Raw genomic sequence first — 11761 nt, 5'->3', positions numbered from 1 at the left:
GGGGACAACATCAAGATCGTGGTCACCCTCATCAACCCCATCGCCATGGAACAGGGCCTGCGCTTCGCCATCCGCGAAGGCGGCCGGACCGTGGGCGCGGGGGTGGTGGCGAAGGTGATTGAATAGGATTTGAGCAAAGCAATGGCTAACCAGAAAATCCGCATCCGCCTCAAGGCATTCGATCATCGTCTGATCGACCGTTCCGCGTCGGAAATTGTCGACACGGCGAGGCGCACCGGCGCGCTCGTGCGCGGCCCGATTCCACTGCCGTCCAAGGTGGAGCGCTATACACTCAACCGCTCGCCGCATTGCGACAAGAAATCGCGCGACCAGTTCGAGATGCGCACGCATAAGCGGATCATGGACATCATCGAGCCCACGGACAAAACCGTGGATGCGCTCATGAAGCTCGACCTCGCCGCCGGCGTGGATGTCGAAATCAAGCTCTCCTGAGGCATTGATCATGGCACTCGGACTCGTAGGCAAAAAAATCGGCATGACCCGCCTGTTCTCGGCAACCGGCGAGGCGACACCGGTCACGGTGCTGGAAGTGACCGCCAACCGCGTCACCCAGCTGAAGGACGAGGCGAAGGACGGCTATCGCGCCGTGCAGCTGACCGTCGGCAGCCGCCGCGCGGATCGCCTGCCCAAGCCACTGGCGGGCAAGTATGCCAAGGCTGGCGTGGAACCGGGCCGGGGACTCTGGGAGTTCCGCCTGGGTGCCAACGAAGGTGCCGAGCTCAAGCCCGGCACCGAGATCAAGCTGGATATTTTCCAGGTGGGCCAGCACGTGGACGTGCAGGGCACTTCGATCGGTAAAGGTTTTGCCGGTACCATCAAGCGACACCATTTCGCCGGCGGGCGCGCCAGTCACGGTAACTCGCTGAGTCACCGGGCTCCGGGCTCCATCGGCCAGCGCCAGACGCCGGGTCGCGTGTTTCCGGGCAAACCCATGGCCGGACATCTGGGCGATGCCACGGCGACCTGCCAGAATCTTGAAGTCATGCAGGTGGACGCCGAGCGCAACCTGCTCATGGTCAAAGGCGCCATTCCCGGACCCAAGGGTCAGGACGTGGTGATCCGCCCGAGCGTCAAGACCCGGAAAGCGGCCAAGGCCGCGAAGCTGAAGTAATAAGCAGTTAAGGATCGGACATGAAAGTGCAACTGATGAATGCAACGGGATCGACGTCGGAACTTCAGGTTTCCGACACGGTGTTCGCCGCGGCCTATAACGAGCCGCTGGTGCATCAGGTCGTGGTTGCCTATCAGGCGACCGGTCGCCAGGGCACGCGCAAGCAGAAGACCCGTTCCGAAGTGCGCGGCGGCGGCAAGAAACCGTGGCGCCAGAAAGGCACCGGCCAGGCGCGCGCCGGCACCATCCGCAGCCCGTTGTGGCGCGGCGGTGGCAAGGTGTTCCCGTCCTCGCCGGACGAGAATTTCACGCACAAGGTCAACCGCAAGATGTACCGCGGGGCGCTGCGTTCTATCCTGTCCGAGCTGCTGCGGCAGGGCCGGCTGGTGACGGTTTCCGAATTCAATATGGATCAGCCCAAGACCAAGGCCTTGGTGGAAAAACTCAAGAAACTGGACACCGCCGACGTGCTGATCGTGACGGATACGCTCGACAACAATCTGGCGCTGGCGGCGCGTAATCTTCCGGACGTGGACGTGCGCACCGTGAACCAGGCCGATCCGGTGACACTGGTCCGTCATGAAAAAGTAATCGTGACCCAGGGCGCGGTGAAGAAGCTCGAGGAGATGCTGGCATGAAGGCTGCCCCAGGAAAGAAAACGACCAAGCGCCCCGCGACCGCAGAGAAAACCGCAGGGGCGTTGCCCGTCAAAATGAACGAAGAGAAACTGTTTCATGTCATTCTCGCGCCGCATATCTCCGAGAAGAGCACGCGTCTGGCGGATAAGAACCGGCAGATGGTATTCGAAGTGCGTCCCGATGCGACCAAGCCGGTGATCAAGCTGGCGGTGGAAAAAATGTTCAACGTCCAGGTGGAATCGGTGACGGTGACGAACGTGCTGGGCAAGCGCAAGGGCGGACGTAACGCCGGCCGCCGGCAGGACTGGAAGAAGGCCTATGTGCGCTTGAAGCCGGGCCAGGACATCAATTTCGTCGGGCAGCAATAAGGAATTTAGACAATGGCACTGGTCAAGAGCAAGCCAACTTCCGCGGGTGTCCGCGCCATGGTTCGGGTGAGAAGCCCCGATCTGCACAAGGGCGCGCCGCACGCGCCGCTGCTCGAAAAGAAAAACCGTGGCAGCGGGCGTAACAATCTTGGCCGTGTCTGTACGCGCCATCAGGGCGGCGGACACAAGCGCCATTATCGCATTGTCGATTTCCGGCGCGACAAGGACGGCATTCCGGGCCGGGTGGAACGTTTGGAGTACGATCCGAATCGCAGCGCTAATATCGCGCTGGTGCTGTACAAGGATGGCGAGCGCCGCTACATCATCGCCCCCAAGGGCGTCACGGCGGGCATGGAAATCCTGTCCGGTAGCGAGGCCCCGATCAAGGCGGGCAACTGCCTGCCGCTGCGCAGTATTCCGGTGGGTTCGACCGTGCATTGTGTGGAACTCAAGCCCGGTGCCGGCGCCCAGCTGGGACGCGCCGCGGGCGCAAGCCTGCAGCTGGTCGCGCGGGATGGCGACTACGCGCAGCTGCGACTGCGTTCCGGTGAGGTGCGCAAGGTGCACGTGGACTGTCGCGGTGTTGTCGGCGAAGTCGGGAATGCCGAGCATTCACTGCGCAAGATCGGCAAGGCGGGAGCGTCGCGCTGGCGCGGCATCCGTCCGACGGTTCGTGGCACGGCCATGAACCCGGTGGACCATCCGCACGGCGGTGGCGAAGGCCGCACCAAGGGTGGACGCCATCCGGTGAGCCCGTGGGGCACGCCGACCAAGGGTTACAAGACGCGCGCCAACAAGCGCACCAATTCCATGATTATTCACAGGCGTAAGTAAAAGGGGTTCCGGACCGTGCCACGTTCAGTCAGAAAAGGACCATTTGTCGACGCGCACCTCGCCGCGAAGGTGGACAAGGCGCGCGCGGAAAACAGCAAGAAGCCGATCAAGACCTGGTCGCGCCGTTCGACCGTTATGCCGGATTTCGTGGGCATGACGATTGCGGTGCACAACGGGCGGCAGCATGTGCCGCTGCTGGTGACCGAAAATATGGTCGGCCACAAGCTCGGCGAATTCGCCGCCACCCGGACTTTCAAGGTGCACTCGGGCGACCGCAAGGTCACAACGGAAGAGCCAACCAAGTAAGTGACGATGGAAAAGTAATGCCATGCAAGCCACTGCCATTCTGAAATACGTTCGTGTGTCCGCGCAAAAAGGGCGGCTGGTCGCCGACCAGGTACGCGGCCTGCCGGTGGCGCGCGCCCTGGAGTTGCTCCAGTTCAGCCCCAAGAAGGCGGCGGGCCACCTGCGCAAGGTGCTCGAATCGGCCATCGCCAATGCCGAGCACAATGAGGGCGCGGACGTGGATGAACTGAAGGTCGCGACAATTCAGGTCGACGGCGGACCCACGTTGCGCCGTTTTCATGCCCGCGCGAAAGGGCGGGGCGTGCGTATTCTCAAGCGCACCAGCCATATCACGGTGACGGTGAGCGATGAGAAAAAGCGGTCCAAGGCCGTGAAGAAGGAGAAAAGCTGATGGGCCAGAAAATCAATCCGATCGGATTCCGCATGGGGATCAGCCGCGACTGGACCGCCAAGTGGTACGCGGGCACCAAGTCCTATACCCAGAACCTGATCTCGGATATCGCGCTGCGTGACTACCTCAAGGTGCGGCTCAAGAACGCGGCGCTGAGCACGATCGTGATCGAGCGTCCGGCACAGAGCATCAATATCACCGTGCATACCGCGCGTCCCGGCATTGTCATCGGCAAGAAGGGTGAGGACATCGAGAAGCTGCGCCAGGAGATGACCAAGATCGCCGGCCGTCCGGTGCAACTGGCGGTGGAAGAAGTGCGCCAGCCGGAGCTGGACGCGCAGCTGGTGTCCGAGAATATCGCGCAGCAGCTCGAGAAACGTATTATGTTCCGGCGCGCCATGAAACGTGCCGTGACCAATGCCATGCGCCTGCGCGCGCTGGGCATCAAGGTCATGGTCGCCGGTCGCCTGAACGGCGCCGAGATCGCGCGCACCGAATGGTATCGAGAGGGTCGCGTGCCGCTGCATACGCTGCGCGCCGACATCGATTACGGATTTTCCGAGGCTCACACGACCTACGGCAAGATCGGCGTGAAGGTGTGGATCTTCAAGGGCGAGGTGTTCGACAAGGACGCGCCCAAGGCGGAAGACGCCGAGGCTCAGAAGAAAGGCGCGACGGCGTAACTTAGGAATATATTTATGCTGCAACCGAAACGAACCAAATATCGCAAGATGATGAAGGGCCGCAATCGCGGCTTGGCGTTGCGCGGCAACAAGGTGAGCTTCGGCGAGTATGGGCTGAAGTCGGTTGCCCGCGGGCGCCTGACCTCGCGCCAGATCGAGGCCGCGCGTCGCGCGCTCACCCATTTCATTAAGCGCGGCGGACGCGTGTGGATCCGGGTGTTTCCGGACAAGCCGGTGAGCAAGAAACCGCTCGAAGTGCGCATGGGCAGCGGCAAGGGCAATGTCGAATACTGGGTGGCCGAGATCAAGCCCGGCGCCGTGTTGTATGAAATGGAAGGGATCAACGAGCAGGAAGCGCGCGAAGCGTTCAAGCTCGCGGCCGCCAAACTCCCGGTCCGAACCATGTTCGTGACCAGAACGTTGTAAGGCAGATACAAGATGAAGACGAAAGAATATCGAGAGATGGATGCCGCGGCGCGCCAGAAGGAGCTGACTGACATGCTGCGCGAGCAGTTCAACCTGCGCATGCAGAGGGTGACCGGACAGCTGGCCAATACCGCGAATCTGCCGAAGGTGCGGCGCAATATCGCGCGCCTGCGCACCGTCATGAACGAGAAGTCGAGATAAGGACATGGGCGAAAAGACGAAAACCGCGCGCTCGCTGAGCGGCCGCGTCATCAGCGACAAGATGAACAAGACGATTACCGTGCAGGTGGATCGCCGTATCCGCCATCCGCTGTATGGCAAGATCGTGACGCGTCATACCAAGCTGCACGCCCATGACGAGAGCAATGAGTGCAAACAGGGCGATCTGGTGGAGATCGAGGAATGCCGGCCGCTGTCCAAGTCCAAGGCCTGGCGTCTGGTCAAGGTGCTGGAAAAGGCCCGCGAGGTCTGAATAAGACGTTGAATTTTGGCTGATTTTGGTGCGAATGATATAATCGCGCGCTTTCGCCTGGAGCGGGGTGCCGAGTGGAGACAGGCTAATGATCCAGATGCAGACCACGCTGATGGTTGCCGACAACAGCGGGGCAAAAACGGTGCAGTGCATCAAGGTGCTGGGGGGTTCCCATCGCCGCTACGCCGGTATTGGTGACGTGATCAAGGTCAGCGTGAAGGAAGCGATTCCGCGCGGCAAGGTCAAGAAGGGCGATGTCTACGACGCCGTCATCGTGCGTACCCGCAAGGGCGTGCGCCGGACGGACGGATCGGTGATTCGCTTCGACACCAATGCGGCGGTGCTGCTGGATACCAAGCGCGAACTGATCGGCACGCGTATTTTCGGACCCGTGACGCGCGAACTCCGCACCGAACAGTTCATGAAGATCATCTCGCTGGCACCGGAAGTGCTGTAAAGGTTGAAGGCTATGAAAAAGATTCGCAAAGGTGACAAGGTGATGGTGCTGACCGGCCGTGACAAGGGCAAGCAGGGCACGGTACTGCGCATGATCGAGGACAGCCACGTGCTGGTCGAGAGCGTGAACATGATCAAGCGTCACACCAAGCCGAACCCCAACAAGGGGGTGACCGGCGGGATCATCGATCGGGAAGCACCGATCCACATTTCCAACGTCGCCCTGTACAACCCGGCGACGGGCAAGGGTGAGCGCGTGGGCATGCGGACCATGCAGGACAAGAGCAAGGTGCGATATTTCAAGAAAAGCGGCGAAGTCGCCGACGTGAAATAAGGTTTTGAGCAATGGCTAGGTTACAGGAACATTATCGGAAGAGCGTGATACCCGCGCTGCAGGCCAAGTTTGGCTACCAGAACGTGATGCAGGTGCCGCGTATCACCAAGATCACCCTCAACATGGGTGTGGGCGAGGCCATGGCCGATAAAAAGGTGATCGACAACGCCGTCAACGACATGGCGCAGATCAGCGGCCAGAAGCCCCAAATCACCCGCGCGCGCAAATCGATCGCCAATTTCAAGGTGCGCGAGAACTGGCCGATCGGTTGCAAGGTAACGCTGCGCGGTGCGCGCATGTATGAATTCCTGGATCGCCTGATCAGTGTCGCGATCCCGCGCATCCGCGATTTCCGCGGTCTGCCGTCACGCTCCTTCGATGGACGCGGCAATTATTCGCTCGGCATCAAGGAGCAGATCATTTTCCCCGAAATCGATTTCGACAAAGTCGATGCGATCCGCGGAATGGATATCACCATCGCCACCAGCGCCAAGACCGACGCGGAAGCGCGTGAGTTGCTCGTGGCGTTCAGTTTCCCGCTGCGCACTTGAGGATTTTTGCATGGCCAAGACAAGCATGATCAATCGCGACAAGAACCGCACGGCACTGGTGATCAAGTACGCCGCCAAGCGCGCCGAATTGCGCGACAAGGTCAAGAACGTGAAGCTCTCCGAAGAGGAACGCCACACGGCCATGGTCGCGTTGCAGAAACTGCCGCGCGATTCGAGCTACACCCGCCGCCGCAATCGTTGCAGCCTCACCGGACGTTCGCGCGGCTATTACCGCAAGTTCGGGTTGTCGCGCTCGAAGTTGCGCGAGATCATGATGCGCGGTGAAGTGCCCGGCGTCACCAAGGCGAGCTGGTAGAGGGCGAGGAGGAGAATTCGCGAACAGACTTAACGTCTGTTCGCGCCGACGAGCGTCCGCACATGGGTGAGGCGGAGAATCTGCAAACGTTCAGTGGACGTTTGCGCCGCCGAACGGATGCAGCTGTTTTTGCTGCAGCCCGGGCTGTAAGCGGGCTGGGGCTTAACGAAGCCATCAGCGTAGCGCCAGGGATGGCATAGATAAAAGTTTTGAGGAGTATGAACCGAATATGATGACCGATCCGATCGCCGACATGTTGACCCGCATCCGCAACGGCCAGAAGGCCGAGAAGATGAACGTGCACGTGCCGGCTTCCAAGCTGAAACTCGCCATTGCCAAGGTGCTGCAGGACGAGGGCTATGTCGAGGCGTGCCAGGAAATTACGGTGGGTGGACGACCCATGCTCGATATCACTCTGAAATACCACGGCGGACAGCCGGTGATCGAGCGCCTTGATCGGGCGAGCACTCCCGGTTTGCGCCGCTATCAGGGCACGAACAAATTGCCGCGCGTCGCCGGCGGCACGGGCGTGGCGATTATCTCCACCTCGAAAGGCATCATGTCCGACCGCGCCGCCCGCAAGGCCGGGCTCGGCGGCGAAATTCTGTGCATCGTATCGTAAGAGTCCGCCATGTCACGAATCGCAAAATATCCGGTAACAGTTCCGAGCGGCGTCCAGGTGGCGCTTGCCGGCGCCAAGCTCAGTGTGAAAGGCCCCAAGGGCAATCTGGAGCATGAGATGCATCCGCTGGTGAAGATGACGCAGGAAGGCAGCCTGCTCAAGTTCCAGCGCACCAATGACTCGGCACTGGCACGAGCCATCTCGGGCACCACACGGGCCTTGGTGAATAACATGGTTACCGGAGTCGCCAAAGGGTTTGAGAAGAAACTCACCATCATCGGCGTCGGTTATCGTGCCGCGGTGCAGGGCAAGAAGCTCAACCTGACGCTGGGGTATTCGCACCCGATTGTTTATGATATTCCGAACGGGATCACGATCGAAGCGCCGGATCAGACGAATCTGGTGATCAAGGGCGCGGACAAACAGATGGTGGGTCAGGTGGCCGCCGAAATTCGCGACTACCGCTCACCCGAGCCGTACAAGGGCAAGGGTGTGCGTTACGTCAATGAAGTAGTAGTAAAGAAAGAGGCCAAGAAGAAATAACGGCTTTGAGTCAGGTAAACGAATTATATGAAACGAGAAATCAATACACGTCTGCGCAGGGCGCGGCATATCCGACGGAAAATCATCGGCCTGCAGGCCGACCGCCTGTGCGTGCACCGTACCCCGCGTCACATCTATGCCCAGATCATCGACAAGACGGGCGGCAAGGTGCTGGTCTCCGCATCCACGGTCGAAGCGGATGTGCGTGGCCAGGTTAAACACGGCGGTAATGTTGAGGCGGCGAAGCTTATCGGCAAACGCATTGCCGAGAAGGCGAAGAGCGCGGGCATCACGCGCGTAGCCTTCGACCGTTCCGGCTTCAAATATCATGGGCGCGTGAAGGCTTTGGCCGACGCGGCGCGCGAAAGCGGTTTGGACTTCTGAGGACTACATAGTGGCAGCATTCACGGAATCCGAAGGACGTAGCGACAATTTTCAGGAAAAACTGATCAGCGTCCGGCGCGTGGCCAAGGTCGTCAAGGGCGGCCGGATTTTCGGCTTCTCGGCGCTGACCGTGGTGGGCGACGGCGCCGGCCGTGTCGGCATCGGCCGTGGCAAGGCGCGTGAAGTGCCGGCGGCGGTCAGCAAGGCCATGGAAAATGCGCGCCGTAACATGACCAAGGTTCAACTCAAGGGACCGACCTTGCATCACGCGGTCATGGCGGCGCACGGTGCCTCCAAGGTCGTGATCAGACCCGCCTCCGTGGGTACCGGTGTTATTGCCGGCGGCGCCATGCGCGCGGTGTTCGAGGTGGTGGGCGTGCAGGACGTGCTCGCGAAGTGCCTCGGCTCGCGCAATCCGGTCAACGTCGTGCGAGCCACCATCAAGGGTCTGCAGGCCATTCACAGCCCGGACATGGTCGCGCGCAAGCGTGGCAAGAAAGTCGAAGAGATCCTCGGTTAAGGAGCGCAAACCATGGCCAAGAAAAAACTCCGGGTGACGTTGCTGCACAGCTTTTTCGGTACCGGCAAGAAGCATATGGCGACCATTCGCGGACTGGGTCTGCGCCGTCAACGGCATAGCGTGGAGCTGGAAGATACCGCGGCCGTGCGTGGGATGATCAACAAGGTCTCCTACCTGGTGAAGTGCGAGGAAATATGAACATGCAGCTGAATACGATGAAACCGGGTCGCGGCGCCAAAACGGCGGCCAAGCGCCTGGGACGCGGCGGCGGTTCAGGTCTGGGAAAGACCTCCGGCAAGGGTCACAAGGGCCAGACAGCGCGCGCCGGTGGTTATCACAAGGTTGGTTTCGAGGGCGGCCAGATGCCGATACAGCGGCGTCTGCCGAAGCGCGGTTTCCGCTCGGCCCTGAAGGGTCAAACTGCGGAAGTGCGGCTGCTCGAACTGGGCAAGCTCGAAGACGCGGTCATCGATCTGGCGGCACTCAAGAAGGCGAACGTCGTACCGTCGCAAGCGGAGCGGGCCAAGGTTTATCTTTCCGGTTCGCTGGAGAAGCCGGTGACGCTGCGCGGAATCCTGTTGACCAAAGGCGCACGCGAAGCGGTACTGAAAGCCGGCGGGAAGGTCGAAGACTGAAAAATGAAGCCCTACTCGCTTCGCTCGTTCGTCTTGTCGTATGAGTAGTCCGGCCGGAACTTTCGGCGGTCTCGCGGGCCTGGGCAAGCTCACGGATCTCCGGCAGCGGATTTTTTTCGTGCTGGGCGCGTTGGTCGTGTATCGCATCGGGACTTATATCCCGGTGCCAGGCATCAATCCGGTGGCGCTGGCCCAGATGTTCGAGGGTACGCAGAATTCCATCGTCGGGCTCTTTAATATGTTTTCCGGCGGCGCGTTGCAGCGGTTTTCGCTGTTTGCGCTGGGGATCATGCCGTACATCTCGTCGTCCATCATCATGCAGCTGATGACGTCGGTGATCCCGACGCTGGAGCAGCTGAAGAAAGAAGGCGAGAGCGGGCGGCGCAAGATCACGCAGTACACCCGTTACGGCACGGTGGTGCTGGCCACCTTCCAGGCGCTGGGCATCGCCATCGCGCTGGAGAGTCAGACCGCGGCCGGCGTGCCGGTGGTGATCGCCTCGGGAATTGGTTTCAAGCTGATTACGGTGATCTCGCTCGTAAGCGGCACGATGTTCATGATGTGGCTCGGCGAGCAGATTACCGAGCGCGGCATCGGTAATGGCATCTCGATGCTGATTTTCGCCGGCATCGTCGCCGGGCTGCCGGGGGCGATCGCGCATACGCTGGATCTCGCGAGCCGCGGCACATTCCAGCCGCTGTTCGTGCTGGTGCTGTTTGCGATTACGCTGGGAGTCACCGGGTTCGTGGTGTTCGTCGAGCGCGGTCAGCGACGTATTACCGTGAACTACGCCAAACGTCAGCAGGGGCGGCGGGTCATGGCCGGGCAGACGAGCCATTTGCCGCTGAAGATCAACATGGCGGGCGTGATTCCGCCGATCTTCGCCTCGAGCATCATCCTGCTCCCGGCCACGGTGGTGAGCTGGTTTGGGCAGGCGGAAGGCATGAACTGGCTGCGCGACATCGCTACGACGCTGTCGCCGGGACAGCCGATTTACGTGCTTCTGTACGCTTCGGCGATTGTGTTCTTCTGTTTCTTTTATACCGCCCTGGTGTTCAATCCCAAGGAGACGGCGGAGAATCTGAAGAAGTCCGGGGCGTTCATCCCGGGCATACGACCGGGCGATCAGACGGCGAGCTACATCGATGGCGTGATGTCGCGCCTGACCCTGGGTGGCGCGATCTACGTGACGCTGGTGTGCCTGCTGCCGGAGTTTCTGATCGTGAAGTGGAACGTGCCGTTTTATTTCGGCGGCACCTCGCTGCTGATCGTGGTGGTGGTGTGCATGGATTTCATGGCCCAGGTGCAGGCCCGGTTGATGTCGCATCAGTACGAGAGCCTGTTGAAGAAGGCGAATCTGACCGGTGGCATGGGGTTGCCGCGCTAACCGCGCGATTCGAGCGTATCAGGAGAAAAATGATGAAAGTAAGGGCGTCCGTCAAGAAAATGTGCCGTAACTGCAAGATTGTGCGGCGTAAACGCGTGGTGCGGGTGATCTGTTCCGATCCGACCCACAAACAGCGGCAAGGGTGAGGCGGGGTAGTCGCGGATGCACTTAACGTGCATCCGTGCCGCAGAACGCCCGGCCATGGATGGCCGGGCTGGGATTTAGCGAAGCCTTTAGGCGTCGCGCCACGGATGGCTGGTAGGTGGGTGGACAGTAGAAAGAAACCAACGCTAAATAGTTGATTTTTACCGGATGAATCAGTACCCTTGCGCGTTTTCCCGCGCCGGGGCGCAGCAGGAGACAGAAGCGAAATGGCCCGTATTGCAGGTATCAATCTTCCGAACCAGAAACACATCTGGATCGCCTTGACGTCGATCTACGGGATCGGTCATACGCGCGCGCGCGACGTTTGCACCGCCTCGGGCGTGTCGCCGGTCGCCAAGGTGAAGGATCTGACCGATGCGGAGGTCGACAAAATCCGCCTCGAGGTGGCGAAGTTCACGGTGGAGGGCGATCTGCGCCGCACCGTGTCCATGAACATCAAGCGCTTGATGGATCTCGGTACCTACCGGGGCATGCGTCACCGCCGCGGTCTGCCGGTGCGCGGTCAACGCACCAAAACCAATGCCCGCACCCGCAAGGGTCCGCGCAAGAGCGTCATCCGCGGCACGGGCAAGCCGACCACCGAATAGCACACGGGATA

The 11761-nt window shown here is 60.7% G+C and carries 24 protein-coding genes and 1 pseudogene; all 25 read left to right on the top strand.

Features of this window, described 5'->3' with window-relative positions; genetic code table 11:
* Positions 1-126: pseudogene (tuf, locus tag WB402_RS05170) on the top strand (elongation factor Tu); the annotation flags it as partial.
* Positions 127-141: 15 nt separating this feature from the next.
* A complete protein-coding gene (rpsJ, locus tag WB402_RS05165) occupies positions 142-453 on the top strand; it encodes a 30S ribosomal protein S10 (RefSeq protein WP_424205848.1) in 312 nt (103 codons plus the stop codon).
* A gap of 10 nt (positions 454-463) precedes the next feature.
* On the top strand, positions 464-1132 hold the full coding sequence (rplC, locus tag WB402_RS05160; protein ID WP_424205847.1) for a 50S ribosomal protein L3: 669 nt from the start codon (positions 464-466) through the stop codon (positions 1130-1132).
* Between the two features lie 20 nt (positions 1133-1152).
* Entirely contained in the window at positions 1153-1770 is a 618-nt protein-coding gene (gene rplD, locus WB402_RS05155; RefSeq protein WP_424205846.1) for a 50S ribosomal protein L4, read from the top strand.
* A 74-nt stretch (positions 1771-1844) separates the two neighbouring features.
* Positions 1845-2138 (top strand): 50S ribosomal protein L23, encoded by a 294-nt coding sequence (gene rplW / locus WB402_RS05150; RefSeq protein WP_424205850.1) that lies wholly within the window; start codon positions 1845-1847, stop codon positions 2136-2138.
* A gap of 12 nt (positions 2139-2150) precedes the next feature.
* Positions 2151-2972, top strand: coding sequence for a 50S ribosomal protein L2 (rplB, locus tag WB402_RS05145; protein WP_424205845.1), 822 nt, complete (start codon positions 2151-2153; stop codon positions 2970-2972).
* A 15-nt stretch (positions 2973-2987) separates the two neighbouring features.
* Positions 2988-3278: a 30S ribosomal protein S19 gene (rpsS, locus tag WB402_RS05140; RefSeq protein WP_424205844.1), complete on the top strand. Its 291-nt coding sequence runs from the start codon at positions 2988-2990 to the stop codon at positions 3276-3278.
* A gap of 22 nt (positions 3279-3300) precedes the next feature.
* Positions 3301-3669, top strand: coding sequence for a 50S ribosomal protein L22 (gene rplV / locus WB402_RS05135; RefSeq protein WP_424205843.1), 369 nt, complete (start codon positions 3301-3303; stop codon positions 3667-3669).
* Complete coding sequence (gene rpsC, locus WB402_RS05130) at positions 3669-4352, top strand: 30S ribosomal protein S3 (RefSeq protein WP_424205842.1); 684 nt, start codon at positions 3669-3671, stop codon at positions 4350-4352. Before rplV ends, rpsC begins: the two co-directional genes overlap by 1 nt.
* A 15-nt stretch (positions 4353-4367) precedes the next feature.
* Positions 4368-4778 carry a 50S ribosomal protein L16 gene (rplP, locus tag WB402_RS05125; RefSeq protein ID WP_424205841.1) on the top strand — a complete coding sequence of 137 codons (411 nt, stop codon included), beginning with the start codon at positions 4368-4370 and terminating at the stop codon, positions 4776-4778.
* Between the two features lie 12 nt (positions 4779-4790).
* Positions 4791-4979, top strand: coding sequence for a 50S ribosomal protein L29 (gene rpmC / locus WB402_RS05120; RefSeq protein ID WP_424205840.1), 189 nt, complete (start codon positions 4791-4793; stop codon positions 4977-4979).
* A gap of 4 nt (positions 4980-4983) precedes the next feature.
* A complete protein-coding gene (gene rpsQ, locus WB402_RS05115) occupies positions 4984-5250 on the top strand; it encodes a 30S ribosomal protein S17 (protein WP_424205839.1) in 267 nt (88 codons plus the stop codon).
* Between the two features lie 88 nt (positions 5251-5338).
* Entirely contained in the window at positions 5339-5707 is a 369-nt protein-coding gene (gene rplN, locus WB402_RS05110; protein WP_424205838.1) for a 50S ribosomal protein L14, read from the top strand.
* Between the two features lie 12 nt (positions 5708-5719).
* Positions 5720-6040, top strand: coding sequence for a 50S ribosomal protein L24 (gene rplX / locus WB402_RS05105; RefSeq protein ID WP_424205837.1), 321 nt, complete (start codon positions 5720-5722; stop codon positions 6038-6040).
* 11 nt (positions 6041-6051) lie between these two features.
* The gene (gene rplE / locus WB402_RS05100) at positions 6052-6591 is read left to right on the top strand and encodes a 50S ribosomal protein L5 (RefSeq protein WP_424205835.1); all 540 of its coding nucleotides are present in this window, start codon (positions 6052-6054) and stop codon (positions 6589-6591) included.
* A 10-nt stretch (positions 6592-6601) separates the two neighbouring features.
* On the top strand, positions 6602-6907 hold the full coding sequence (gene rpsN, locus WB402_RS05095; protein ID WP_424205833.1) for a 30S ribosomal protein S14: 306 nt from the start codon (positions 6602-6604) through the stop codon (positions 6905-6907).
* Between the two features lie 229 nt (positions 6908-7136).
* Positions 7137-7529, top strand: coding sequence for a 30S ribosomal protein S8 (gene rpsH, locus WB402_RS05090; RefSeq protein ID WP_424205832.1), 393 nt, complete (start codon positions 7137-7139; stop codon positions 7527-7529).
* A 9-nt stretch (positions 7530-7538) separates the two neighbouring features.
* On the top strand, positions 7539-8072 hold the full coding sequence (gene rplF / locus WB402_RS05085) for a 50S ribosomal protein L6 (RefSeq protein ID WP_424205831.1): 534 nt from the start codon (positions 7539-7541) through the stop codon (positions 8070-8072).
* Between the two features lie 27 nt (positions 8073-8099).
* Positions 8100-8456: a 50S ribosomal protein L18 gene (gene rplR / locus WB402_RS05080; RefSeq protein WP_424205830.1), complete on the top strand. Its 357-nt coding sequence runs from the start codon at positions 8100-8102 to the stop codon at positions 8454-8456.
* A gap of 10 nt (positions 8457-8466) precedes the next feature.
* Complete coding sequence (gene rpsE / locus WB402_RS05075; RefSeq protein WP_424205829.1) at positions 8467-8976, top strand: 30S ribosomal protein S5; 510 nt, start codon at positions 8467-8469, stop codon at positions 8974-8976.
* A 12-nt stretch (positions 8977-8988) separates the two neighbouring features.
* Positions 8989-9174: a 50S ribosomal protein L30 gene (gene rpmD / locus WB402_RS05070; protein WP_424205828.1), complete on the top strand. Its 186-nt coding sequence runs from the start codon at positions 8989-8991 to the stop codon at positions 9172-9174.
* Between the two features lie 2 nt (positions 9175-9176).
* The gene (gene rplO / locus WB402_RS05065) at positions 9177-9611 is read left to right on the top strand and encodes a 50S ribosomal protein L15 (protein WP_424205827.1); all 435 of its coding nucleotides are present in this window, start codon (positions 9177-9179) and stop codon (positions 9609-9611) included.
* 40 nt (positions 9612-9651) lie between these two features.
* Positions 9652-10998: a preprotein translocase subunit SecY gene (gene secY / locus WB402_RS05060; protein ID WP_424205826.1), complete on the top strand. Its 1347-nt coding sequence runs from the start codon at positions 9652-9654 to the stop codon at positions 10996-10998.
* Positions 10999-11030: 32 nt separating this feature from the next.
* Positions 11031-11144: a 50S ribosomal protein L36 gene (gene rpmJ / locus WB402_RS05055; RefSeq protein WP_096361292.1), complete on the top strand. Its 114-nt coding sequence runs from the start codon at positions 11031-11033 to the stop codon at positions 11142-11144.
* Between the two features lie 225 nt (positions 11145-11369).
* Complete coding sequence (gene rpsM, locus WB402_RS05050; RefSeq protein ID WP_424205825.1) at positions 11370-11750, top strand: 30S ribosomal protein S13; 381 nt, start codon at positions 11370-11372, stop codon at positions 11748-11750.
* The last annotated feature ends 11 nt before the right edge of the window (positions 11751-11761 follow it).

Source organism: Sulfuricaulis sp. (genome assembly GCF_049587675.1).
Taxonomy (GTDB): Bacteria; Pseudomonadota; Gammaproteobacteria; order Acidiferrobacterales; family Sulfurifustaceae; genus Sulfuricaulis.
This window is presented reverse-complemented; position numbering and strand designations above follow the sequence as displayed.

Coding starts and splice junctions, on each gene's coding strand:
- rplC (WP_424205847.1), top strand. CDS start 464: ATGGCACTCGGACTCGTAGGCAAAAAAATCGGCATGACCCGCCTGTTC.
- rpsM (WP_424205825.1), top strand. CDS start 11,370: ATGGCCCGTATTGCAGGTATCAATCTTCCGAACCAGAAACACATCTGG.
- rplW (WP_424205850.1), top strand. CDS start 1,845: ATGAACGAAGAGAAACTGTTTCATGTCATTCTCGCGCCGCATATCTCC.
- rplV (WP_424205843.1), top strand. CDS start 3,301: ATGCAAGCCACTGCCATTCTGAAATACGTTCGTGTGTCCGCGCAAAAA.
- rplP (WP_424205841.1), top strand. CDS start 4,368: ATGCTGCAACCGAAACGAACCAAATATCGCAAGATGATGAAGGGCCGC.
- rplX (WP_424205837.1), top strand. CDS start 5,720: ATGAAAAAGATTCGCAAAGGTGACAAGGTGATGGTGCTGACCGGCCGT.
- secY (WP_424205826.1), top strand. CDS start 9,652: ATGAGTAGTCCGGCCGGAACTTTCGGCGGTCTCGCGGGCCTGGGCAAG.
- rplD (WP_424205846.1), top strand. CDS start 1,153: ATGAAAGTGCAACTGATGAATGCAACGGGATCGACGTCGGAACTTCAG.
- rplR (WP_424205830.1), top strand. CDS start 8,100: ATGAAACGAGAAATCAATACACGTCTGCGCAGGGCGCGGCATATCCGA.
- rplE (WP_424205835.1), top strand. CDS start 6,052: ATGGCTAGGTTACAGGAACATTATCGGAAGAGCGTGATACCCGCGCTG.
- rplF (WP_424205831.1), top strand. CDS start 7,539: ATGTCACGAATCGCAAAATATCCGGTAACAGTTCCGAGCGGCGTCCAG.
- rpsH (WP_424205832.1), top strand. CDS start 7,137: ATGATGACCGATCCGATCGCCGACATGTTGACCCGCATCCGCAACGGC.
- rpmD (WP_424205828.1), top strand. CDS start 8,989: ATGGCCAAGAAAAAACTCCGGGTGACGTTGCTGCACAGCTTTTTCGGT.
- rplN (WP_424205838.1), top strand. CDS start 5,339: ATGATCCAGATGCAGACCACGCTGATGGTTGCCGACAACAGCGGGGCA.
- rpsQ (WP_424205839.1), top strand. CDS start 4,984: ATGGGCGAAAAGACGAAAACCGCGCGCTCGCTGAGCGGCCGCGTCATC.
- rpmC (WP_424205840.1), top strand. CDS start 4,791: ATGAAGACGAAAGAATATCGAGAGATGGATGCCGCGGCGCGCCAGAAG.
- rpsN (WP_424205833.1), top strand. CDS start 6,602: ATGGCCAAGACAAGCATGATCAATCGCGACAAGAACCGCACGGCACTG.
- rplB (WP_424205845.1), top strand. CDS start 2,151: ATGGCACTGGTCAAGAGCAAGCCAACTTCCGCGGGTGTCCGCGCCATG.
- rpmJ (WP_096361292.1), top strand. CDS start 11,031: ATGAAAGTAAGGGCGTCCGTCAAGAAAATGTGCCGTAACTGCAAGATT.
- rpsJ (WP_424205848.1), top strand. CDS start 142: ATGGCTAACCAGAAAATCCGCATCCGCCTCAAGGCATTCGATCATCGT.
- rpsC (WP_424205842.1), top strand. CDS start 3,669: ATGGGCCAGAAAATCAATCCGATCGGATTCCGCATGGGGATCAGCCGC.
- rplO (WP_424205827.1), top strand. CDS start 9,177: ATGCAGCTGAATACGATGAAACCGGGTCGCGGCGCCAAAACGGCGGCC.